Here is a 22,044-nt window from a genome sequence, read left to right on the forward strand (position 1 = left end):
CGGTCTCTAACGCATTGATTGCATTACGACGACGTCCAGAAAAATCGTCGTGAAGGATGGGCTATATCCGTCGGGGTCCTTGTCGATGATAGTATGGCAGGTCGGGCACAACAGGATAAGGTTTTCAAAGGAGTCAACCTCGAACTCTCCGGCGGGCCTTTCTTCGTAGCGCGGCCCCGTTTCTCCGTGCGAAATCACATGAGCCATTTCGGCTATATGCTTGTCTCCACCCATTTCTGCGGGGAAAAGAGGCTGGAGGCAATCGGGGCGTTGGCAATGACCTGCAGCCTCCGAAAACAGCCGCAGTTTTGTTTCCGTAGGTATATGTTTTCGATCTGCCATCGTTGGGAGCCTAAAATCCGACGCGACTAGGAAGTGGTATAGAAGGTCCAGCCCAAATAGATCAATAACGACACATGCTGACGACGAGAGCTGACGAAAAAAACATGCATCACCATTTTATAGGAGGCGACCATGGATCGAGCGGCCGCTTCTGACCGGAAGCAGATACTATCGCTTCAAAAATAAACTTCTGCTCTGAGGTGCAATCACCTAGTTTTGACGAAATCGTACTTTGCCTGCTAGATCAGATTTGAGTTAACGCGAATAAAAGATATGGTGCCCGAGGCCGGAATCGAACCGGCACGACCGTTTCCAGTCGAGGGATTTTCTTACCACTTCGACTTTCGCCGCCAGCATTCGATATAGATAGCTGTTCGTGGTCTGGAGCACGCCTTCACCCTAGCGCCACGTGTAACCGCTTTGCCTTAGGTGCCCGCCGTCTGCTCTCTACACCTTCCCCAAGAAACTACCTTAGGGCTTGGCTCGGCGTTGGCTCGGATTCAATACGAACCCAGGGCTTTCGCCGAGTTTGACGGGCTTCACCTTCAGGGTTTCCCCTGGAGGGCTCAAATTGTTTAAGTCCCTTGTGTCTACCAATTTCACCACTCGGGCGTGGTCTTACATTTGCCTGGTTTTACCAGGCTTGTTACATCTTCTTTGGTTCTAGTGGCCCCTATTTGACACCTAGCGAGCCATTTTCAAATTAACCGTAAAGCTTAAATCCTTCTGAAAGCCTTATGCTGCGTGGCCTTCAACCCTATTGCCACCTCCTAAAAATAGTTGACATTAGAGATTTTAAGTCTCCTGTGTCTACCAATTTCACCACCCGGGCAGGATGCGCGAAGGATTCGCTGAGAGGTGCTGTCGGTACCGACAGAGGCGCAGAAGTCTAAAGGCGAACCCGTAAAAAATCAACGGCTTGCGCGCGCCGGCGGCGAATCACCAGCGCGATCAGGACGCCACAGAGCAGAATTAGACTGGCATAGGGGTATTTGAGGCTGTATACCAAGGGGCTGAGACCCGCCCGTGTGACACTGCGAAGCGCCGGGGATGCGGCGATTTTATCGGCGATGGGCGGTGAATAGTGGTAATACATTGCCACCAGCTTCTGGCCAAAATCATAAGGCAGCAAGACGTGGTCGCGGAAGTCCCGGAGTACTTTCACATCCGGCGCCAAGTAGCTGCCATAAGCCGCGGTGGCGATAAAGCAGGCGCCCCCGCCTCCTCCACCGCCTGAGCCACCAGAATTGCTGGCCTGGTCACCCCCGGTATCGCCACTGTCGCCACTCCCACCACCGGAAGAGCCGCCGTCCGACGCGCCGCCATCTGTCGTGCCGTCTGAAGTACCACCGTCGGTGCTACCGGAATCCCCAGTACCGCCATCCGTGGTGCCACCATCACTAGCACCGCCGTCTGTTGCGCCTCCATCTGTGGCTCCACCGTCCGTTGTCCCGCCATCTGTGGTACCGCCATCGCTAGCGCCACCGTCTGTTGCTCCGCCGTCACCGGCACTGAGTCGTGTTGCCAGCAGGGCTGATGCCGCGGCGGCATCCATTAAACCGTGGCCACTGACGTCGTCGTAGCCGACCGCTGCCCGGCGACCGGTGACGTCGATAGCGCTGTCCTCTACCGCCTCTCGCAGTTGGTCTGGTGTCGCAGTGGGATGAACTTGGCGCAACAGCGCGTAGATACCGGCGGCATTGGCGGCGGCAGCGGATGTGCCGTAGAAGTTAAGGTAGTTGTCTGGCTCACCATCCTCGGGTGCTACAGAGAACGAAGGCGAACCCAATACGGTGTTGTTGCTGGCATCGACAGCGGCAAAGTGCGGCACGGTGCGCTGGGTGGGGGCGTAGTTGCCCTGGGTATCAAACTGGATGGTGTAGGTGCCACCCCGTGAAGAAAAGCTCTCCGGGTCGATTCGAGCTGAGTCGTAGCGATTGGGGAAGTATTCGGGGGATTCCCACCAGGCGACGGCGCCGACGGCAGCAACGCCGGTACCGTGGCCTCTGCCCCAGATGGAGGGCGCATTAAAGTCGTATTCTGTGTCGATTACATCGGCACCGGTAATCAGCAGGCGGAACTCGAGGGGCACGCCCGGCTGTTGGGGAATGCTCTCCTGGCTGCCGTTAAAGTGCTCGATCGCGATATGAAAGGTTTCGGCACTGGCACCAGTTTCCACCAATACAAATTCCACCGCATCACCCCGGGGCCGCCCGGTACGACCCTGTTGGTTGGTGCTGCTGCCGACATAGTCACTGCTCTGCTCATCCAGAGCCGCAGCCGTCGCGTCGCGGGTGACGTAGAGGTCCAGGTCGATTTGTGCACCGCGCCCGTCGCTGATGGAGTCGAAGGGCTGGTTCCACATCAACACCACGTAGACAGAACTGAAGCTGGGCAGCTGAAATGACAGGTAGCTGTCGGGAAAGCCCTGGGGCGAGAAATTGTGTAAGTCGTTACCGCTGGGGGCATTGCGGTTTTCGCCCGGTTCATCGATGCCGGGGGCACTATCGCTATAAACAAAGCGGTAGCTCTGGTCCCCTTCATTACCGGCGGCGGTAATATAAGGAACGCCGCGCTGGTAGCATTCGCTGGCCGCCTGGGAGGGGCTGTCATCCTGGTAGATGGCCTCGGTCAAAAACAGGATGTCGTCCACCACAATGCTACTGTTGTGGGTGGTGCACAAGGCGTCGATGGCGTCTGCCAGTTGAAAACGGTTCACACCAGCGGTGTGGAATAACAGGTCTGCGCCAGGGGCGATGTCGTGGATCAGTTCCGCCATGGCGGCACCTTCGTCCACACTCATGTCCTCTTCGCCCTCGGCGATCAGTTCTACCGCTAACGGCAGGTCACCCGAGTCTTGCGGGCGGCTGCCGGTCAGGATGCCGGACTGACCGCTGGCAGGTAAGGTATTGGCATCTCGCACCACCGGGGTCACGGCGAGGCTGTCAGAAATAATGCCGACCCTCTGCCCGCTGCCGTCGGCATCAGCGTCGCCCAGCGCAATGGGCGCCCGCATGGCCGTCGCGGCCCGGCTGGTAACAGAGCCCACCCGGGTGATGGCAGGCGGCTCATAGCGCAGGGATTCAATAGCGGGCGTGTTGGCCAGGGCATCCAGAGCGGATGGCGATGTCACCCGCAGGGTGGCCCAGCGACCATTGTCGGAAATCGAAATCAGCTTAGCGGCAGGAATCGACGCCAGCGCTTCTGGCAGGGCCTGCCGGCCTAGCGCGCCGAGTTCAGCGATGACGGGCAGGCCTCTATCGGCTTTGACTGACGTCGCTGAACGGGTTATCGGCCATACCGATGGTATGGCGGGTGTTTCGCTGCGCCATTGCTGGCGGAATTGCTGTAGATGACTGTCTAACTTGTCGCGGACGGCGCCAGTGTCTGTAGCATTGGCCGACGCCCACAACGGCATGGCCACCAGGGCCGCGCACATCGCCCACCGATAAACGCTAGTGGAAAACCTCATTATTCAGTCGACTCCTCGCCTCTATCGACGGATCGGTATTAAGTGACACGAAGGTGACACCCTCTATGCCGGCGACACTGCGCAGTTGCGCCGGATCTTTGACCCACACCAGAATCCGCTCGTAGGCCGGTCGAATGGAGTCGATAACGTAATTCAATTCCCGCAATGACGCCGCGACACTCTCTGACATACCCGCCTGGTGACGCAACTCCACCAGCAGTAGTGATTCGTCGCCTTCCGAGCGGGTGTATGCCCGCGACGCAGCTGGCCAAGTTTTACCCGGTGTTTTGGCCCAGTCTAGCAGAGGTTGGTCGAACATGATGGTGAGAGACAGCGGTTTCTCGCCGACCGGGGACGCGCTCTCCGATTGCAATCCACCAGAACTCAAAACCAACAATGCCCCTGAGCCTATGATTGCCAGGCCGGCGAAGATCACTATGGTGAATTTATTAACTGCCACCGTCGCTACACCCTGATAAATGCCGCGCGTATGTTTTATGTGACTGCATTGCTGTCCCACAAATATTCATAGCAAGCAGAGCTGCGGATGAATGGTGTTGTTAAGTTGCTCTGGAGGATCACCTCTCAGCAAAGGCAGCAACTCTCTGCGCTCAAATAAATTGAGCTGTAGGAGGCGAATCATTTGCTGCAGGCTGCGATCAATTTGGCTGCTGAACTTAATCCAGGCCAGCAGTAGATAGGCACACATAGCGATCCAAATCTGGGTCATGACGGCATTCTTGGAAGTGCCGACAAAGGATTTTATTTTCAGGTTTTGCTTGATGCATTTGAAGAACAATTCGATCTGCCAGCGGGATTTGTAGATATCGGCAATGGTCTTGGCGGCAAGGTGGAAGTTATTGGTCAGAAACGCATAGTGCTTACCGGTATCAGGATCACGGAAACCAATCCGGCGCAAAGGAACAGGGCAAGCCTTTGCCTTAGTGCCGGTGATGACAATGGTCTGATCACAGGTCAGGCCTTTGGATTTAATGATTTCGCGGCGTTCAATAATACGGTACGTGGCATTACGCTTTTGCCGGGTAACAAAGAAAATTCCTTTATCATTCAGGGCGTTAAACCATGAATAATCAGTATAGGCGCGATCCATGACCACAATGCTATCGGCAGGGAATTCAAGAACGCGACCGATAGTGACATCGTGCTTTTTCCCATCGGTAATGCTGACGAAGCTGGGAAGGAGCCCATCATGATCAAGGCCAATATGCACTTTTACCGCTCCTTTGGTGCGGCGGAATTTTGCCCAGGGAAACACGGAAAGGCACAGGTCAATAGTGGTGGAGTCGAGCGAATACAGCTTATTCCCGAAACGAAATCCATGCTTTGGTGCGACGCCGTGGCAGCGGGAAAGCAGCTTATGAAACAGCGCTTCGTAAAGCGTATAGGGCTGACTTTCGTTGACGCGGGAAAGGGTGCTTCTCGTCACATTGCCGGCGCCGAGGTGGTAAAGCCGGGCTGCTTGAGCAGACAGATTACTGACGATATCGCGCAAGCTGGATCGGCCAGAAAGTTGTGCCAAGCTCAGCGCAACGAACTGAGACCAGCGCGACATTCTGCGCAACTTTTGACCCTCGTGGTGCTGTTTGGCGAGGGTTTCAAATTCATGTCTCGATACCAGTTTCAACAATTGAGAAAATACCGTGTTATGATGTGCCAAGGCTTGAATCTCCCTGTTTTTACAGTGTTTGGTCGCACATCCATTGTAGCAACTTGTTGAGATTCAAGCCTTTTTTATGTCTGATTTATGGGACAGCAATGATGTGACTGTTATGTTAATTCGGTGGACTGGGTGAGGCTGTAGGGAATACCCACAATGCAAGCAGTGGGTAATAGCAACACAATGAGCGAAAAAGATGCGACTTGTGCCTCATTTTTGTCGGTTTTTTTCATTGCTAGCACTAGTCAAGTCAGTAACAATACCTACCACATACAAAAAACGTTAGACACTGCCATGATATTTTCTGACCTGAATTGCTTTGTTGATGTTAGCTGCTTTCGCGCTTGCCCCTTTTATAATCAAGCCGTTAAGCAAGTTGCTCCAGCCGAAATCGTCGCTGCCTTGGACTGGATCGAAATGATGGACGGCGTCGCCGCCCGCAAAGATGCCGTTCACCGCCTGCAAATCGCCGCTGAACAGGCGGTAGAGAGCGGCTGGGTCAGAGATGAAAGCCAGTTACTACCCCGGCAGCTGGAAACCATGACCGACGTCGCTTACCTGCTTAGCCGCTTTGAGCGGGGCGAGCGCGCTGCGATTCTGTTTGCCCTGTGCGAGGGCATGAGCCTGGGTGAGGTGGTCCACCTCAAGCGCCGGGATTTGGTGAACCACCACCTCAGCCCCGAGGCCGCTCAGGTGGCTAACCGTATCACGCCGCACCTCCACTCCGAGTGGTTGTTCTGGCGCAGCAAGGGCGGCCTACCCTTCCCCCTCAGCAATCTTGAACAGCGCTGGCAGGAGAAAATGCCCATGAGCTGGTCGATGTTTTGCCGCACCCACGCCCAGCGCAGCGCCAAACGCTACAGCAGCCTGGCCAGCTAAAAAAGCGAAGGTAAATCAGCAACTTTCCTTGACAGCAGCAAGCGAAACACTAGAATAGGCGCCTTCCTGAGTTACCGCCCTGTGCGGTACTCACCAAGCGGGAATAGCTCAGTTGGTAGAGCGCAACCTTGCCAAGGTTGAGGTCGCCGGTTCGAACCCGGTTTCCCGCTCCAAAAATCAAAGGCGCGGTGGCAAGCTGCTCATCCAGCAGACTGCAACTCCAGCGCCCGCGGCGAAATAGAAAGGAGCCGGTTAAGTCGAACCGGCGTACACCCTAGGTGTGCGACCAAAACGACCCAAAGGCGCGGTGGCAGAGTGGTTATGCAGCGGACTGCAACTCCAGCGCCCGCGGCGAAACAGACAAAGAGCCGGTTAAGTCGAACCGGCGTACACCCACGGTGTACGATTAAAACGACCCAAAGGCGCGGTGGCAGAGTGGTTATGCAGCGGACTGCAACTCCGTGTACGCCGGTTCGATTCCGACCCGCGCCTCCATTCCTCCCTAGGTTTACCTCAATCCAGTGACCAGCCACTCACCCGGTTTAGGCGCCCTCTCCGGCCTAAAACCATCTGATAATTAGTTGTTCTCACGCAATTCCGGCCAGGCCGCTTTCAGGTACATCACCATGGACCATAGCGTCAGAATCGCCGCCACATAGAGCAAAACTAGATTGAGCCCATCCAGCAGCGGATAACGACCCGGCGGCACCAGCAGCAAGCCGATTATGGCGACGATCTGGGCGGTGGTTTTGACCTTACCCAGCCAAGAAACTGCAACACTGGTGCGTTTGCCCAGTTCCGCCATCCACTCCCGCAACGCCGAAATAACAATCTCCCGGCCGATGATGATCACCGCCGGCAGGGTGAACCACCACACGTGGAAACGCTCAATCAGTACCGCCAGAGCTACCGCTACCATGAGTTTGTCGGCGACCGGGTCGAGAAAGGCCCCCAGCGCAGTGGTTTGTCCGAGGCGGCGCGCCAGGTAACCATCCAGCCAGTCGGTCAGGCCGGCAAGGCCAAACAGCGCTGCAGTGATCACATAACTTTGGGGAATGGGCAGATAAAACGCCACCGCAAAGATGGGGATCAGGATAATACGGAACAGCGTCAGCGCGTTGGGGACGGTCATAAGGCACTCATTGTTTTAACCAACGGCAATTTTAGAGGCTCTTTGCAGCTAACGATAGAGGCGATTGAGACGCTACTCACTGCGCAGGCCTTCGTAGATGTCTCTGGCCAATTTATCACTGATTCCCGGCACCCGGCTCAGGTCGCCTATACTGGCGGCCTTTACCCCTTGCAAACCACCAAAGTGACGCAACAACTCCCGACGGCGCTTGGCGCCAACACCGGGGATAGCCTCAAGGCCGGAGGTACGGCGCGCTTTGTCTCGCCGCGCTTTGTGGCCGGTTACGGCAAAGCGGTGAGACTCGTCGCGGATATGCTGTATTAAATGCAGAGCTGGGCTGTTGTCGGGTAGAGTCACTTCCCGGTCGTCGTCAGAGCGAATCAGTACCTCCAGGCCGGCGCGGCGGTCAGCGCCTTTGGCGACGCCCACCATCAAGAGATTATCGACGCCCAGTTCGGCCATAACTTCTTTGGCCTGGTTGAGCTGGCCTTTGCCACCGTCAATAAATAGCACATCCGGCATGGGGATCTCTCCTGCTGTCACTCGCTTGTAGCGCCGGGTGAGGGCTTGGCGCATGGCGGCATAATCATCGGCTGCCGCGATATCGTCGATGTTCAATCGGCGGTAGTCGGATTTTAAAGGCCCGTTACTGTCAAACACCACGCAGGAGGCCACGGTGGCTTCGCCGCTGCTGTGACTGATATCAAAGCACTCCAGGCGCTGGGGCGGCTCGTCCAGTTCCAAGGCATCCGCCAGAGCCTGGTAGCGGCCCAGCATACTTTCTGAAGCGGCCAGGCGATTGCGGAGATTCTGCTCAGCCGCGGTCACCGCCAGGTTGAGCCATTTGGCACGATGACTGCGCACCCGGTGAGAGACTGCCACCTGGCGGCCGGCACGCTCGCTGAGACCGCCCGCCAGCAGCGTGGCATCGGGTAATTCTACGTTTACGATCACTTCCCGGGGGATTTCCATGGCGCCGCTGCCGGTAAGGTAGTGCTGAGCCAAGAAGGCCTCGACATGGCTTTCTACGCCCTCTTCCAGCCGACTTTTGGGGAAGTAGCTGCGGCTGCCCAGCACCCGCCCTTTGCGAACATATAGCAGTTGGATACAGCACACACCTGCATTGAGCACACCGGCGACAATATCCAGGTCGCCACTCTCCCCTTCAATACACTGATTGGCCTGGACCTGTTGCAGGTAGGTGATGCGATCCCGCAGCTCGGCGGCTTTCTCAAATTCCAGGTTGGCGGCGTGGGCCTCCATATCGTCGGCCATTTCCGCCAGCAGGTCGCTGTTCTTGCCCTGCAGAAACAGCGCGGTGTGGTGAACGTCCCGCTGGTAGTCGTCGTCACTAACCATGTTGACGCAGGGGCCGGTGCAGCGGCCGATCTGATACTGCAAACACGGCCGGCTGCGGTTGCGGTAGTAGCTGTCTTCGCACTGGCGCACCTTAAAAACCTTTTGCAGCCAGTTCAGGCTTTCCCGCACCGCCGACGCGCTGGGGTAAGGACCAAAGTACTGCCCCTTACCCCGTTTGCTCCCCCGGTGCAGGCTCAGTCGCGGATGGCGATGATCGCTAAGGTAGATATAGGGGTAGGATTTATCGTCCCGCAGCAGAATGTTGTAAGGCGGCTTGTTTTCCTTGATCAGATTCTGCTCAAGGAGCAGGGCCTCGCCTTCGCTGGCGGTCACCGTCACCTCTATCTGGGCGATGCGGGACACCAAGGCCATGGTTTTACTGGTCAGTCCACTGGCGCGAAAATAACTGCTGAGGCGATTGCGAAGGTTCTTCGCCTTGCCCACGTAGAGCACCTCACCTGCGCTATCCAGCATAACGTAGACCCCGGTTTTGCGGGTAACATTGCTAAGGAAGCGCTTGGCGTCAAACTTGGGCAAGCCGTTTGTGGAGTGATCAGTCATTGCGAATGTGTCGGGGACAAGCCCAGCTCAATTGAGCGGTGAGTCGATCAAGCCGTGGCGTATGGCCAGCAAAGTCAGCTCTACATCGCCGTTGACATCGAGCTTTTCAAACACCCGATAGCGGTAGCTATTTACCGTTTTGGCAGAGATATTCAAACGCTCGGCAATATCCTGGACCTTGTGACAGGTAGCCACCATCATGCTGATCTGCATCTCCCGTTCGGAAAGGCTGTCAAAGGGCGTACCGTCGCCTCCAAAGCCCTGCAGTGCCATTGCCTGGGCTATGGCCGGACTGAGGTAGCGTTTACCCGCCGCCACTTGGCGAACGGCGGTGAGCATTTCCTGCTCAGACGCTCCTTTGGTGAGATAGGCTGCGGCGCCAGCCTTTATCAAGCGACTGGGTAAGGGCTCCTGATCACAGGCACTAAGGGCGATGATGTGAGTATCCGGGGCCACCTGCAGCAATTTACGCGTGGCTTCCAGGCCACCGATGCCAGGCATGCGCACATCCATAATGACCACGTCGGGATGATGCTTACGGCAGTAGCTGATCGCTTCCTCGCCGCTGCATACTTGATCCAGCACCGTGATATCGGCGGCATCGTCCAGCATGCGGACAATGCCTTCCCGCACCATGGCGTGATCGTCAGCAACGAGAACGGTGATCATAGATTTCCCCAACACATTAGCCAAAACAATAGCAATTTCGGCCTTTTCAGTCGATGATCCGACGGAAGGTAATATTTACCCGTTCCTTCCCTACCCCTGCACGCTTGGGCAGCGCGTGACGCCAGTATCGTTGAATCGGCGGCAACATCAGCAGCAATGACCCCGATGCCAAAGGCAGGGTCTGCGCCCGGCCGCCACGCTTGGGTTTTAGCGCGAAATCCCGCTCCGCCCCCAAACTGACCGAGGCCACGGTTGGGTTGTCGCCCAGCGCCGTTTCATCATCGCTGTGGTAACCCATGGTGTCGTTGCCGTCCCGGTAGTGATTGAGCAACGCGCAGTTAAAACGCTGCCCGCAATCCTCCTCAAGACGATCCCGCAGCGTCGCCAGCCCCGGGGGCCAACCCTCTGCCCGATGCAGGTGGCCGCTGTATCGGTACTGCACACCGGCATCGCCAACAAAATGTACTCGCCTGGGCGTCGCGTGGTACTTGCCAAAGACCTGAAGCTGGGGCTGATACCATCCGGGCACTGCCAACAGTGCCGTTTTCAGCGAATCGGGCTCCGCCACATAGTTGGGCAGGTAGACTAGCTCGCCACCGACCAAGGGGATGGTTTCTGCACCCGGTAGGGATTTAAGCCGCATGGCCTCGGTAAACCCTTGGCTCAATTTCCAATATCACACCATAGCGCTCCTGGACGTCGGCCTGAATGGCCGCCGCAAGGGATAACACCTCACTGCCATCGACGCTCTGGTAATTAACTAACACGATAGCTTGTTTGGGGTGAACTCCCACCCCACCCTGTCGATGGCCGCGCCAACCCGCCCGGTCTACCAGCCAAGCCGCCGCCAGTTTCACTCGGCCACCCGCCATGGGCCAGTGTGCCAATTCAGAGTGCTGAGACAACAGTCTTTTTGCAGTAGCGCTGTCCACTATAGGATTCTTAAAGAAGCTGCCAACATTGGGCTCGTGATCCACATCGGGCAATTTGGAACGGCGCACCGCTTCCACCGCCTCCGCGACCTGCTGCGGACTGGGCTGCTCCATCCCCTTCAATGCGTCCTGCAATGCCGGGTAGTTGCATTCAACCCGCGCCTGGGTTGATAGCCGCAAGCCCACCTCAGTGATAATAAAACGGTCCCGCAGCTCGCCTTTAAAGATACTATCCCGGTAGGCAAAGCGGCATTCTTCAGCTGTAAGCCTGCGGGCGCAGTCGTTGAGACGATCCCACCCACCGACCCAATCGATAAAACGGGCCACTTCCACGCCATAGGCGCCAATATTCTGTATGGGCGCGGCGCCCACCGAGCCGGGAATCGCGATAAGGTTTTCCAGGCCAAACCAGTTCTGACTCAATGAGTAGCGCACCAGTTGGTCCCAGTTTTCGCCGGCGGCGACCTGTAACACCCGGTCTTCGCCCTCAGCCTGACACTCCAAACCGGTCATGGTCAGAGCAATAACCAAACCGGGGTAATCACCGGCGAACACGGAGTTACTGCCGCCGCCTAAAATCGCTACATCGAGATCGCGCTGTTGCGCAAAGTCCAGGGCCTTGACCAGAGTATCTTGGCTGTCCGCCTCCACAAAAAACGCCGCTTTTGCGGGCGTCCCCAGGGTGTGACGCCCCAGCAGGCTGACATCGCGTTGTACGGTCAGGGCGACACTCACGACAATTCACCCAGCTCCTGCCGCAAGGTCTTCAGTAAGCCTTCGGCAGCGTCTTCCACCAGATCGATTACCTGGTAAAAGCCCGCTTCGCCGCCATAGTAAGGATCGGGGACTTCGCTGGTGTCAGCGGCTCTGGCATAGTCAAGAAGCAAGCGGGGCTCAGCGCCACCGGCGGGCTGTATGTCCCGGAGGTCAGCAAGGTTGCTGTTATCCATGGCGAGAATATGGTCAAAGTGGTGAAAGTCCTCGGCACTGACCTGCCGGGCCCGCAGCGGCGACAAGTCATAGCCGCGCTGCAACGCCGCCTCTTGCATCCGTGAATCCGGCGGACGGCCGACGTGCCAATCCCCGGTGCCGGCAGAATCGATGTGAATGCGCTCGCCTAAACCGGCCTCTTCCACACGTTGCTGGAAGATGCCGTGGGCAGTCGGCGAGCGGCAGATATTGCCCAGGCATACAAATAACACCCGTCTCATGTGCCCGCCTCCAGTATTTTCCGCACCGCGGCCAGATCGGCGCCGGTATCCACGCCTCCGGGAATCTCTACCGCTGCCGGGGCGACATGAATCCGGACGCCGTTTTCCAGCGCCCGCAGTTGTTCCAGGCGCTCCAGCCCTTCTAATTGTCCCATGGGCCAGCGCACAAACTGGTGGAGAAAGCCCACCCGATAGGCGTAGATTCCGATATGGCGCCAGTATTGGCTGCTGGCTGGTAGAGGTGCTTTCGCCGCCCAGTCGTCGCTAGACCATTCATCCCTACACCATTCATCTCGACACCAAGGCACTGGCGCCCGGCTGAAATACAGGGCGTAGCCCGATTGATCGAGGACTGCCTTGACCACATTAGGGTTTGTCACATTGGCCATATCGGTAATGGGTTCAACCAAGGTGGCGATACCGGCGTCCGGGTGGGCAGCGAGATTATCGGCCACCTGCTCGATAGCCTTGGCCGGAAGCAAGGGCTCGTCTCCCTGCACATTGACCACTATGTCGTTGTCGTCCAAGCCCAGTTTGGCCACCACCTCTTGCAGGCGATCGGTGCCGGATTCGTGGTCGGGGGAGGTCATACATACTTCGGCATCAAAGCCCTTACACGCTAGCTCTATCCGCTCATCGTCGGTGGCTATCACGACCCGCTGAGCCTGACTTTCCCCAGCCCGCCGCCATACATGCTGGATCATCGGCTGGCCGGCAATATCCAACAACGGCTTACCGGGCAGCCGGGTTGACGCGTAACGAGCGGGGATAATTACCGTGTAACTCATGGTTTAGCTCCAGATGTAGAGGCCCCCAAACGTGCCTCTACCTGTTGATAAAATTCCTTTGGAAGGCCGGCACTGACTGGTACCACCCAGGCATCGATATCTTTCCGTGACGCCAGCAATGGCCGCAGTTTAACGGCGTCTTTTTCAGTGATCAGTAGCGGCTTGTCACCCAGGCCACTTAGGTCTTCGACGCTGTAATCGTGGTGATCAGCAAAGGGGTGAGCTTCCACCGCCAAGCCGGCCTGATTCAGGCTATCAAAAAAACGTTGCGGATTGCCGATACCGGCCAGGGCGTGGACCCGGCGCTGATCTTGTGGCCAACCCGCCAGGGTGCGGCGCTGCTTTGATGCCAAATGGATGGCCTCCCCCCCGAGCAGATTCATGGTCAGGGCGTTGACGGCCAGGGGCGCTTGCAATTCGCCATTACTGACCAGGATATCGACACTACTGAGTCGGGATGGTGGCTCTCGCAATGGCCCTACCGGCAAGCAGTGACCATTACCCAGGCCCCGCCGACCGTCAATCACGGCAACTTCGATCTGGCGATTCAGGCGATAGTGCTGCATGCCGTCATCGCTGATCAGCAGGTCGCAGCCCTGCTCCACTAGACATTGCGCCGCTGCCGGTCGGTCAGGATCTACCGCCACCGGTACACCGCAGCGCTGGGCAATTAAGCAGGGTTCGTCGCCGGCCTGTTGTGGAGTGCTGGCGCCGGTGACTAAAAATGGCCGGTGAGGTGGCTGTGCCCCGTAGCCCCGACTGACAACGCCAGGATGCCAACCCAAGGCTTTAAAATGCTCCACCAAGGCGATAACCAGAGGTGTTTTACCGGCGCCCCCCACCGCGATGTTGCCCACCACGATCACTGGCACACCGCTGTGTTGGGGCTGCTGGCGGGTGCGGCGCAGGGCGCTGAGGCAGCGAAAGAGTCCTTCCAGAGGCAAGAGCCCGTAGAGCAGCCCCGGCCGGCCGTACCAGCGTTCAGTGAGCCAGGATTCCAGGCTCACTCGCCGTCCTCGCGTTGTTCGCCGGCCTCGCTATCGTCTTCAAAGTGTTTGGTATAAAGCTGGGCGTAACGTTGGTTGAGGGCCATCAGCTCAGTGTGGCTGCCCTGCTCAATGATGCGCCCCTCTTCCATCACTACAATACGGTCGGCGTTTTCGATGGTGCTGAGGCGGTGGGCGATCACGATGGTGGTGCGCCCCTTCATCACCTCTTCCATGGCCTGCTGGATATGGGATTCGGCGCGATTATCCAGGGCCGAGGTGGCCTCATCGAGAATTAAGATCGGCGCGTTTTTCAGCAGCGCCCGGGCAATCGCCAGACGCTGCCGCTGGCCGCCGGACAGCATAATGCCGTCCTCACCGATTACGGTGTCCAAGCCTTGGGGCAGGCGCTGGATAAACTCCTCGGCATGGGCCGCTTTGATAGCCGTCTCCACCTCGGCGCGGCTGGCACTGGCCATGCCGCCGTAGGCGATATTGTTGTAGACCGTATCGTTAAACAGCGTGACCTGCTGGGTTACTAAGGCGATATTGGCCCGCAGATTAGCGAGCTTATAATCAGTGACGTCGACACCATCCAGCAGCAGCTCACCACTGCTGTGGTCGTAAAAGCGCGATATCAAATTGACCAGGGTCGACTTACCCGAGCCTGAGAGCCCCACCAGGGCCAACGAGGTGCCGGCGGGCACACTGAGGTTGATGTCTTTCAGTACCGGTGGCTGGTCGGGCTCGTAGGCAAAGTTCAAGTGGCGAATATCGATATTGCCCTGAACGCGATCCACCTGATGCTGGCCGGTATCTTTCTCCTGCTCGGCATCCAGAAACGCAAAAATATCCTGGGATGCCGCCAGGCCTTTCTGAATCACGCTGTTCACCTCCGCCAGCTGGCGAATCGGCTTGGGCAAAAACAGCGCCGCTGACAAGTAGGCGACGAAAGACCCCGGTGACATTTCCCCGGTGAGGCCCAGGGCGATCCATATCAATACGCCGGTGGCCACCACCACTGGCAGCTGGATGACGGTGGGGCTGATGGCGTTGTAAAAGGCCATCTTTAGATTCTGGTTGCGATTCTTGCGGCTTGCCTGGGTAAAACGATCATTCTCGTAATCACCGCCACCGTAGAGGCGAATCTCCCGGAAGGCATTGATGCTGTCGTTGGTGACCTGATTGACCTCACCCATGGCGTTCTGAATACGGCGGCTGATTTTGCGAAAGCGCTTGCCCACCCAATACACCGTGAGCCCAATCAGCGGCAGCGCCACAAAAAACACCATGGTCAGCTTCCAGTTCATGTACAGCAGGTAGGCAATCAGCCCGATGGCAAAGGTGCCCTCCCGCAGTACTACCTTCATGGCATTGACCGCCGCGCCGGTGACCTGCTCGACGTTAAAGGTGATTTTGGAAATCATGGTGCCGCTGGAATTGCGGTCAAAATAGGCCGTGGGGACCACCAGCATTTTATCGAACAGCTGGCAGCGCAGCACATGGACCAGCCGGTGGGAGATTCCGGCGATAAAGTAGTTACCCAAAAAGAAACCCACGCCGCGCAGCACGCCCAGGGTAATTAGCGCCACCACAATCCAGCCCCGGGCGTTGGCAATATTAAAATCTTCGCCACCCAAGGCCCACATGATTTTGGCGCTGACACCGCCTTCACCGGGCCGGATGTTTTGGCCTATGTAATCGACGATCAGCTGCATCATGTCAGCCAGCAATACTTGCACACCAGAGTACAGGGCAAAACCCAGCACACTCATCACAAACAGAGGCCAGAAAGGAATAACGTACTTTAAAAGCCGCCCGTAAGTGACTATATCTCTCTCGTTTTTACTCATTAATTATTCACAAACAGGGCGTTTAGCCGTCCGGTTGACGGGCGGTGAGACTAAGGTGGACAAAACCCATCCGACCCGCGGCATCCATCGCTGTGATCACCGCCTGGTGGGGAGCCTTGGCGTCGCCGGTGATGACCACTGGCAACTCGGTATTGCCGCCGGAAGCGCGCTCCATGGCGGTCATCAAATCGCCGATGTCCGCTGAGGCCAGCGCCACTTCGTTAACCCGGTAGCGACCGTCCGCCGACACCACCACTTCAATATTGTCCCTGGCCTCGGCACCGGCTTCGCCCTCTGCTTGGGGCAAATCCAGTTTGATATGGGTTTCTTTGGTGAAGGTGGTGGACACCATAAAGAAAATAAGCAGCAAAAAAACCACGTCGATCAGGGGCGTTAGGTTAATGCCGCCCTCTTCCGGGCGCTGACGCTTAAAATTCACGACGCCGCCGGCTCCGAATTGGACGCTTTACCGCTGGGTTCAGCTCGGGTTCCACCACTGCGTTCAGTGGCCCCCTCGGCAATCTGGGCATCGCCGTGGACGGCATTGAGCAACTTGATGGCATCTTGCTCCATGGTCACCACAATGCTGTCGATACGGCGCAAAAAGTAGCGGTGCATAATCATCGCCGGGATCGCCACACACAGGCCAGCGGCAGTGGTGATCAAGGCCTCGGAGATGCCCCCCGCCAGCACTGCGGCGTTGCCGGTGCCCTGAATCATGATCTCGCTGAACACCTTGATCATCCCCACGACGGTGCCAAGCAAGCCCAACAGCGGCGCCACCGCAGCGATAGTGCCCAGGGCGTTCAAATAGCGCTCCAGGTCGTGCACCACATGACTGGCGGCATCTTCGATGCTTTCCTTCATGATCTCGCGGCCATACTTGGCGTTGCTAAGGCCGGCGGCAATGATGCGGCCCAGTGGTGAGCCCCGATGCAGCTGACGCATTCTTTCCGCATTGAGTTGCTTGTTCTGCAGCCAGCCCCACACTTGGTTGAGCAGGCCGCGGGGGGCCACTTTATCCGGGTTGAGCTCTAAAAAACGCTCTACACAAATGGCCACGGCAATAATGGAGGACACTATGATGGGCAGCATCAGCCAGCCGCCCGCTTTCACCAGTTCCAGCACGTCTTGATCCTATCTATTTTTGTGCAGTCATTATACGGAGTGAATCGCCTTAGAAGAAAGGCTTACGGTTCAGCCTTTGCGCATGGTGGGGAGCTTTTGGCCTCCCAGTAGTAACGGTGGCGCCGACTCCAATTTCTCACTCGGGCACCGCTATCCCCTAGCTCAAAGGTCACTGTGCCACTGTAGGCAGTATTAATCTGGCAGGCGTTGCGACGCTGATACCTTGCCACAACGGCTTCTGCCGGGTGGCCGTAGGCGTGTTTGTAGCCCGCAGAAAAGACCACCACACTGGGCGCCACGGCATCGATAAAGTCCTCAGTGGATGAGGTTTTACTGCCGTGGTGAGGGGCGATCAGCAGGTCACTGGCCAGATCTTGGCCATAGCGGGCAAGCAGCGCAGCTTCCCGGCTGGCTTCAATATCCCCAGGTATCAGCGCTGCACCCTGCCCAGTTTCGATATGCAGCACGCAAGAGCGATTATTGTTGCCACCATCAATGAGTGGGCTACCCAGAAAACGAAATACCACCCCATCCCATTGCCATACAGGTAAGTGGTAACAAGATACCCAAGGAAGGGTCTCGGGCTGCCCGGGCCAGGGCTCTCCCGCGACACCTCGCGCCACCGGGAGTGATGCCAACAATGCCTCACTATCGCCCCGGTGATCGGTATCCGCATGACTGATCACAAGCGTATCAAGCTGATCAATGCCGCCGCGGCGAATGGCCGGCACCACCACCGTATCCGCCGTATTAAACCCACTGTCATAGGCCGGTCCCAAATCAAACAGCAGATTATGGCGGGCGGTCTGCGCCCACACCGACAAGCCCTGCCCCACATCTAATACATGCAGCCATACCCGCCCCGGCGGCGGCCGCTCAGCGGGCCAATATAACAGGGCAACCACCATTGGCAGCGCCAACAGCCGGCCAGGCACCCCTCTAGGCATCAACAACAGGATTACCGCCACCACTGCGATCAGCATAGATAAACCAGTGACTGGGGCTTGCCAAACGCCACCGAATTCCGCGAGATACGATAACCATCGCTGCATAAGTCCCAAGGCCTGATCGGCCAACGTCCACACTGGAGCAGCACTGACTCCGGGGCATAATTCGGCAATGAGACCAATGATCAGCAGGGGCAAAATACACAGCGCCACAGCCGGAATCGCAATCAGGTTGGCGGGAATGGCCCACAGGCTAACGCCAAAGCCCCAGAGCGCCAGTACCGGCACCAGACCCAGTACCACTACTGTTTGTGCGCGCAGTCCTTGTTGCCAATGACCGCCCACCGTCCGCATTCCCTGCAGCCCGCCAATAAGACAGGCCACGGCAATAAAGGACATCCAAAAGCCCGCTTGATGAGCCGCCAGCGGTTGCCATATCAGCACCAACAACAAGGCGAGGGACCAGGCTGACCAGGGTGAGGCAAACCGGCGCTGAGCCAACAGCAGTAGCGCCGATCCCGCCATGATCAAGGCGCGCTGGGTGGGCAGCGTAAAGCCGGCCAACCAGGCGTAGCTGGTGGCACTCGCTGCCCCCAGGCCGAGGGTCAGCCACAGTCGCCAACGGGCATGGGGAACGAGCAAGCGCGTGAACCAGCCCAGTGCCAAGCCCCAACTCAGCACCATGCCAATGTGCATCCCTGAAATAGCCATAAGATGACTGGTACCGGTTGCAGAGAATTGCCGCCATTGCACCGGGCTGATGCCCTCCCGGTCAGCAAATAACAGCGCCCGCATCAGCCCTTGATTGGCGTAGGGTGCCAAAGCCCCTCTTAGCTGCTCTACCCACTGTTGCCGAAGCGAGGCGGCGCCGGCCCGGATTTGTCGCGGTGCCGGCGTATCTCGGAGATATCCCAGGCCGGAATAACCCCTGGCAAATAGCCATCGCCCGTAATCGAAGGCGCCCGGAGAGGCATAACCCCGGGGTTGACGAAGGCGAAGCTGGGCCTGCCAGTGACTACCCGGCTGGGGTGGCGTATCGGTGTACCAGTTCAGACGGAATTTGGGGCGCCCTGGGGGGCACACTTGATCGCCGTAACACTGGCCGGGCAGCAGCCTGGCATCAAAGCGATAGTAACCGCCGCTCGCCTCGCGACGCTCGGGCAGACTGACTATTTCAAACCGGAGGGATAGGTCTTGCTTCTCCAGCGCCGCTGGCAGTAATTGCGCCAGACGCCAATGGCCGTGGAGGGAGGCGTACAAGGCGCCGACACAGCACATCGTTGCCACGAGGTAGCAACGTGGAATATGTGCGCACAATTTAAGCAGTGTGAGCGCGACCAAGAGCGCCAGGTAAATCCACCATGGCGGCAAAGTCGGTAAAAAAGCCGTGGCCACAATCCCTGTGGCAGCGCCCGTCATCCCTAACAAGCTGGTCTCCCAAGTGTGTTACCGTGGCAGAACGGCAAGAAAACGACGTTTTATCTGCCCTTGCGGTTCATCGGTGACACGTTTACGTGCATAATACCGCCGCCCCAGAGAGCCGGAACCCGCCACGACGGATTTCGTCTCTGCCACTACCATTACAGAAGTTCGGATGGCTCGTAAACTCTTCAAACGCTGGCTTCCCGCTCCCGAACGCATGCGGGAGCACCCTTCTGTAAGGGTGTTTGGCAGTCTCCTACACGACGCCAACCTGTGGCACCTCAACCGCCGGTCCGTCACTCTGGCCTTTTTTATCGGCCTGTTTATCGCTTTTGTGCCGATACCCACACAGATGCTGCTGGCTGCCCTGGTGGCAATACTGTTTCGCGCCAATCTGCCACTGTCGGTGATGCTGGTGTGGTTGACTAACCCGGTCACCATGCCGGCGCTGTTTTATTTTAGTTACAAACTTGGCGCCATGGTCTTGGATGTGCCTCACTCCGCCTTTCAGTTTCAACTGAGTTGGGAGTGGATTCAAACCGAACTGATCAGTATGTGGAAACCTTTTTTGCTGGGCTGCCTGTTAATGGGGCTAGTGACCGGTCTGGTGGGCGCTGCCGCCATCCACACCCTGTGGCGAATCCACGTTGTCCACCGCTGGCGGAAACGCCAACAAGAACGCGCCCTGAGAGATAATACGGGCCGTTAGACCAACCCTCTCTTACTCCGCAACCTCTACAACCTTCACAACCGTGCCTTAGTGCTGATGAAGTGCCTCCGCCGGCGCCTGCCGGGATGCCCGCCAGGCCGGATACAATGTCGCCAGGACACTCATCAGATACGCGGTGGCGCAGACCATGATGACGTCACTGACCCGAATATCGGACGGCAGATAACTGATTGGATAGACGTCACTATGGAGAAATTGAATACCCAACAGTGACTCGAGCCCCGCCACCAAGTCGCCGACATAGTAAGCCAGGCCCACACCCAACAGCCCCCCTGCCAAAGTGCCCAGCGCAGCAATAATGGCACCGTAATACAGGAAGCTCAGCAGGATGTCGCCCCGGCTCGCGCCCTGGCTGCGCAGTATGGCGATATCGGCGCGTTTGTCGTTGACCACCATGACCAGGGTCGATACCACATTAAACACCGCCACCGCCACCACAGCCAGCAACATAATAGCCACCAAGCGCCGCGACATCTGAATGGCGTGATACATATTGCCAAACTGACGGCTCCAGTTGCTGATTTCAAAATCCCGACCGTGTACCGACAGCAATTCCCAGGCAATACGCGGCGCATCAAAGACGTCCCCCACCGATACCCGCAGTGCCGTCGCGGTATTGGGTAACACGCTTCGGGCATCATCGATATGCATTAGCACCAGCTGTTGATCCAGTTCAGTGCCCGTAGCGGCCAGACCACCCAGCGTAAAGCGCGCGAAGGTTACTGATTGTTGCCCTTGCTGCGGCACCCCCAGGCTCAGCCCGTCACCCACCGCCAGTCCCAGCTTTTCAGCCAGGCTCTGGCCCAGTATCACCGTGTTTCTTCCCGCCTGGAGATCGTCGATAGGGGCAAACTCCGACATACTGGAGACCTTATCCTCCAGCTCCGGGGCGATGCCAAAAAACACGATCGGCTCGACATGACGACGCTTGATCAACATCGCATTGCCCTGCACATAAGGCGCCACACTGACCACCTCGGGGTGCTGGCTGACGCTGTCTGCCAGAGAGGTCCAATGCTCAGCTTCGCCACTCCAGGGCTGCAGTGTCACGTGGGGGACCAAGGATAAAATACGCTCGCGCATTTCCCGGTCAAAGCCGTTCATCACCGACAGCACCACCACCAATAGCGCTACTCCCAGTACCAAGCCTGCCATTGAAAGTCGGGACAAAAAGCTCACCAGCTGATTACTGGAGCGGCCAGTGGCATAGCGGCGGGCAATGATCAGTGGCAAGCCACCCATTAGGCCTGCACCTCCAGCGCGCCGTTCCTCAGGGTCAATACTCGGTCCATGCGCTGCGCCAGCGCGGTGTCGTGGGTCACCACCACCAAGCTGATGGCAAACTCCCGATTGAGCTCATCCAGCAGCGATTGCACGCCCTGTGCAGTATCGGCATCGAGGTTGCCTGTGGGCTCGTCCAGCAACACACAAGCGGGGCGATTGATCAGTGCCCGGGCAATGGCCACCCGCTGGCGCTCGCCGCCAGACAACTGTGCAGGACGGTGCTTTAGGCGGTGACCGAGGCCGACTTTGTCGAGCATTTCCGCGGCGCTGGACAGGGCCTGCTTGCGGGATTTGCCGGCGATCAGCTGGGGCATGGCAGCGTTTTCCGCCGCGCTAAACTCACCCAGCAAATGGTGGAATTGATACACAAATCCCAATTCCCGGTTGCGCAGCGCGCTGCGGGCCTTGTCGTTCATTGCGGCCAGGTTGTGGCCGGCCAACTCCACCGCCCCTGAGGACGGCACATCCAGTCCACCCAGCATATGCAACAAGGTGGTTTTGCCGGCACCAGAGGGCCCCACTACTGCCACCCTCTCCCCACGGCCAATCGTCAAGTCCACCTGGCGGAGAATATCCAGTCGCTCGGGCCCCTGCTGGTAGTGCTTACAGAGATCGCGGCAGCGCAATACAACGTTGTTTTCGGTCATAACGGCTCGTTTGGAGTATTGTTT

At 57.7% G+C, this 22,044-nt stretch carries 20 protein-coding genes and 2 tRNA genes; 4 read left to right on the top strand and 18 right to left on the bottom strand.

Annotated elements, in window-relative coordinates:
- Positions 1–6: 6 nt before the first annotated feature.
- The 4 genes from I6N98_RS09850 to I6N98_RS09865 form a co-directional block, all read right to left on the bottom strand.
- Positions 7–342 carry an HNH endonuclease gene (locus I6N98_RS09850; protein ID WP_198568204.1) on the bottom strand — a complete coding sequence of 112 codons (336 nt, stop codon included), beginning with the start codon at positions 340–342 and terminating at the stop codon, positions 7–9.
- An 889-nt stretch (positions 343–1,231) separates the two neighbouring features.
- Positions 1,232–3,814 carry a CFI-box-CTERM domain-containing protein gene (locus I6N98_RS09855; protein ID WP_198568205.1) on the bottom strand — a complete coding sequence of 861 codons (2,583 nt, stop codon included), beginning with the start codon at positions 3,812–3,814 and terminating at the stop codon, positions 1,232–1,234.
- Positions 3,798–4,274 carry a hypothetical protein gene (locus I6N98_RS09860; RefSeq protein ID WP_198568206.1) on the bottom strand — a complete coding sequence of 159 codons (477 nt, stop codon included), beginning with the start codon at positions 4,272–4,274 and terminating at the stop codon, positions 3,798–3,800. The genes I6N98_RS09855 and I6N98_RS09860 overlap by 17 nt, the downstream gene beginning before the upstream one ends.
- Before the next feature lie 66 nt (positions 4,275–4,340).
- On the bottom strand, positions 4,341–5,492 hold the full coding sequence (locus tag I6N98_RS09865; RefSeq protein ID WP_163696818.1) for an IS4 family transposase: 1,152 nt from the start codon (positions 5,490–5,492) through the stop codon (positions 4,341–4,343).
- A gap of 294 nt (positions 5,493–5,786) precedes the next feature.
- Between I6N98_RS09865 and I6N98_RS09870 the strand changes: the two genes are divergently transcribed.
- The 3 genes from I6N98_RS09870 to I6N98_RS09880 all read left to right on the top strand — a co-directional run bounded on the left by I6N98_RS09870 (position 5,787) and on the right by I6N98_RS09880 (position 6,866).
- A complete protein-coding gene (locus I6N98_RS09870; RefSeq protein WP_198568207.1) occupies positions 5,787–6,371 on the top strand; it encodes a hypothetical protein in 585 nt (194 codons plus the stop codon).
- A gap of 97 nt (positions 6,372–6,468) precedes the next feature.
- Positions 6,469–6,544 (top strand) — tRNA-Gly (locus I6N98_RS09875).
- Positions 6,545–6,792: 248 nt separating this feature from the next.
- Positions 6,793–6,866: transfer RNA gene (locus I6N98_RS09880), tRNA-Cys, on the top strand.
- A gap of 82 nt (positions 6,867–6,948) precedes the next feature.
- Here the strand turns inward: I6N98_RS09880 and pgsA are convergent.
- The 12 genes from pgsA to I6N98_RS09940 all read right to left on the bottom strand — a co-directional run bounded on the left by pgsA (position 6,949) and on the right by I6N98_RS09940 (position 19,356).
- On the bottom strand, positions 6,949–7,503 hold the full coding sequence (gene pgsA / locus I6N98_RS09885; RefSeq protein WP_198568208.1) for a CDP-diacylglycerol--glycerol-3-phosphate 3-phosphatidyltransferase: 555 nt from the start codon (positions 7,501–7,503) through the stop codon (positions 6,949–6,951).
- A 72-nt stretch (positions 7,504–7,575) separates the two neighbouring features.
- Positions 7,576–9,423, bottom strand: a complete 1,848-nt coding sequence (gene uvrC / locus I6N98_RS09890; protein WP_198568209.1) for an excinuclease ABC subunit UvrC — start codon at positions 9,421–9,423, stop codon at positions 7,576–7,578.
- Positions 9,424–9,450: 27 nt separating this feature from the next.
- On the bottom strand, positions 9,451–10,092 hold the full coding sequence (uvrY, locus tag I6N98_RS09895; protein WP_198568210.1) for a UvrY/SirA/GacA family response regulator transcription factor: 642 nt from the start codon (positions 10,090–10,092) through the stop codon (positions 9,451–9,453).
- Between the two features lie 46 nt (positions 10,093–10,138).
- Positions 10,139–10,735 (bottom strand): alpha-ketoglutarate-dependent dioxygenase AlkB family protein, encoded by a 597-nt coding sequence (locus I6N98_RS09900; RefSeq protein WP_198568211.1) that lies wholly within the window; start codon positions 10,733–10,735, stop codon positions 10,139–10,141.
- Entirely contained in the window at positions 10,725–11,759 is a 1,035-nt protein-coding gene (murB, locus tag I6N98_RS09905) for a UDP-N-acetylmuramate dehydrogenase (protein ID WP_232787302.1), read from the bottom strand. Before murB ends, I6N98_RS09900 begins: the two co-directional genes overlap by 11 nt.
- Positions 11,756–12,235 (bottom strand): low molecular weight protein-tyrosine-phosphatase, encoded by a 480-nt coding sequence (locus I6N98_RS09910; protein ID WP_198568212.1) that lies wholly within the window; start codon positions 12,233–12,235, stop codon positions 11,756–11,758. Before I6N98_RS09910 ends, murB begins: the two co-directional genes overlap by 4 nt.
- Entirely contained in the window at positions 12,232–13,023 is a 792-nt protein-coding gene (kdsB, locus tag I6N98_RS09915) for a 3-deoxy-manno-octulosonate cytidylyltransferase (RefSeq protein ID WP_198568213.1), read from the bottom strand. Before kdsB ends, I6N98_RS09910 begins: the two co-directional genes overlap by 4 nt.
- Positions 13,020–14,030: a tetraacyldisaccharide 4'-kinase gene (gene lpxK / locus I6N98_RS09920; protein WP_198568214.1), complete on the bottom strand. Its 1,011-nt coding sequence runs from the start codon at positions 14,028–14,030 to the stop codon at positions 13,020–13,022. The genes kdsB and lpxK overlap by 4 nt, the downstream gene beginning before the upstream one ends.
- Entirely contained in the window at positions 14,027–15,862 is a 1,836-nt protein-coding gene (gene msbA / locus I6N98_RS09925; RefSeq protein WP_198568215.1) for a lipid A export permease/ATP-binding protein MsbA, read from the bottom strand. Before msbA ends, lpxK begins: the two co-directional genes overlap by 4 nt.
- Positions 15,863–15,884: 22 nt before the next feature.
- Positions 15,885–16,301: an ExbD/TolR family protein gene (locus I6N98_RS09930; protein WP_198568216.1), complete on the bottom strand. Its 417-nt coding sequence runs from the start codon at positions 16,299–16,301 to the stop codon at positions 15,885–15,887.
- On the bottom strand, positions 16,298–16,990 hold the full coding sequence (locus tag I6N98_RS09935; protein ID WP_198568217.1) for a MotA/TolQ/ExbB proton channel family protein: 693 nt from the start codon (positions 16,988–16,990) through the stop codon (positions 16,298–16,300). Before I6N98_RS09935 ends, I6N98_RS09930 begins: the two co-directional genes overlap by 4 nt.
- A 62-nt stretch (positions 16,991–17,052) precedes the next feature.
- Entirely contained in the window at positions 17,053–19,356 is a 2,304-nt protein-coding gene (locus I6N98_RS09940) for a DNA internalization-related competence protein ComEC/Rec2 (protein ID WP_232787593.1), read from the bottom strand.
- Between the two features lie 175 nt (positions 19,357–19,531).
- On the opposite strand from I6N98_RS09940, the gene I6N98_RS09945 reads away from it, so the two are divergent.
- Positions 19,532–20,068 carry a DUF2062 domain-containing protein gene (locus tag I6N98_RS09945; RefSeq protein WP_198568219.1) on the top strand — a complete coding sequence of 179 codons (537 nt, stop codon included), beginning with the start codon at positions 19,532–19,534 and terminating at the stop codon, positions 20,066–20,068.
- A gap of 48 nt (positions 20,069–20,116) precedes the next feature.
- On the opposite strand, the gene I6N98_RS09950 is transcribed toward I6N98_RS09945, so the two are convergent.
- Together I6N98_RS09950 and lolD are read right to left on the bottom strand one after the other, a co-directional pair.
- Positions 20,117–21,331, bottom strand: coding sequence for a lipoprotein-releasing ABC transporter permease subunit (locus tag I6N98_RS09950; RefSeq protein WP_198568220.1), 1,215 nt, complete (start codon positions 21,329–21,331; stop codon positions 20,117–20,119).
- The gene (lolD, locus tag I6N98_RS09955) at positions 21,331–22,020 is read right to left on the bottom strand and encodes a lipoprotein-releasing ABC transporter ATP-binding protein LolD (protein WP_198568221.1); all 690 of its coding nucleotides are present in this window, start codon (positions 22,018–22,020) and stop codon (positions 21,331–21,333) included. The genes I6N98_RS09950 and lolD overlap by 1 nt, the downstream gene beginning before the upstream one ends.
- Positions 22,021–22,044: the final 24 nt, after the last annotated feature.

This window comes from Spongiibacter nanhainus (assembly GCF_016132545.1).
GTDB classification, from domain to species: domain Bacteria; phylum Pseudomonadota; class Gammaproteobacteria; order Pseudomonadales; family Spongiibacteraceae; genus Spongiibacter; species Spongiibacter nanhainus.

Coding starts and splice junctions, on each gene's coding strand:
- I6N98_RS09850 (WP_198568204.1), bottom strand. CDS start 342: ATGGCAGATCGAAAACATATACCTACGGAAACAAAACTGCGGCTGTTT.
- I6N98_RS09855 (WP_198568205.1), bottom strand. CDS start 3,814: ATGAGGTTTTCCACTAGCGTTTATCGGTGGGCGATGTGCGCGGCCCTG.
- I6N98_RS09870 (WP_198568207.1), top strand. CDS start 5,787: ATGATATTTTCTGACCTGAATTGCTTTGTTGATGTTAGCTGCTTTCGC.
- pgsA (WP_198568208.1), bottom strand. CDS start 7,503: ATGACCGTCCCCAACGCGCTGACGCTGTTCCGTATTATCCTGATCCCC.
- uvrC (WP_198568209.1), bottom strand. CDS start 9,423: ATGACTGATCACTCCACAAACGGCTTGCCCAAGTTTGACGCCAAGCGC.
- uvrY (WP_198568210.1), bottom strand. CDS start 10,092: ATGATCACCGTTCTCGTTGCTGACGATCACGCCATGGTGCGGGAAGGC.
- I6N98_RS09900 (WP_198568211.1), bottom strand. CDS start 10,735: ATGCGGCTTAAATCCCTACCGGGTGCAGAAACCATCCCCTTGGTCGGT.
- I6N98_RS09910 (WP_198568212.1), bottom strand. CDS start 12,235: ATGAGACGGGTGTTATTTGTATGCCTGGGCAATATCTGCCGCTCGCCG.
- kdsB (WP_198568213.1), bottom strand. CDS start 13,023: ATGAGTTACACGGTAATTATCCCCGCTCGTTACGCGTCAACCCGGCTG.
- msbA (WP_198568215.1), bottom strand. CDS start 15,862: ATGAGTAAAAACGAGAGAGATATAGTCACTTACGGGCGGCTTTTAAAG.
- I6N98_RS09940 (WP_232787593.1), bottom strand. CDS start 19,356: ATGACGGGCGCTGCCACAGGGATTGTGGCCACGGCTTTTTTACCGACT.
- I6N98_RS09945 (WP_198568219.1), top strand. CDS start 19,532: ATGGCTCGTAAACTCTTCAAACGCTGGCTTCCCGCTCCCGAACGCATG.
- I6N98_RS09950 (WP_198568220.1), bottom strand. CDS start 21,331: ATGGGTGGCTTGCCACTGATCATTGCCCGCCGCTATGCCACTGGCCGC.
- lolD (WP_198568221.1), bottom strand. CDS start 22,020: ATGACCGAAAACAACGTTGTATTGCGCTGCCGCGATCTCTGTAAGCAC.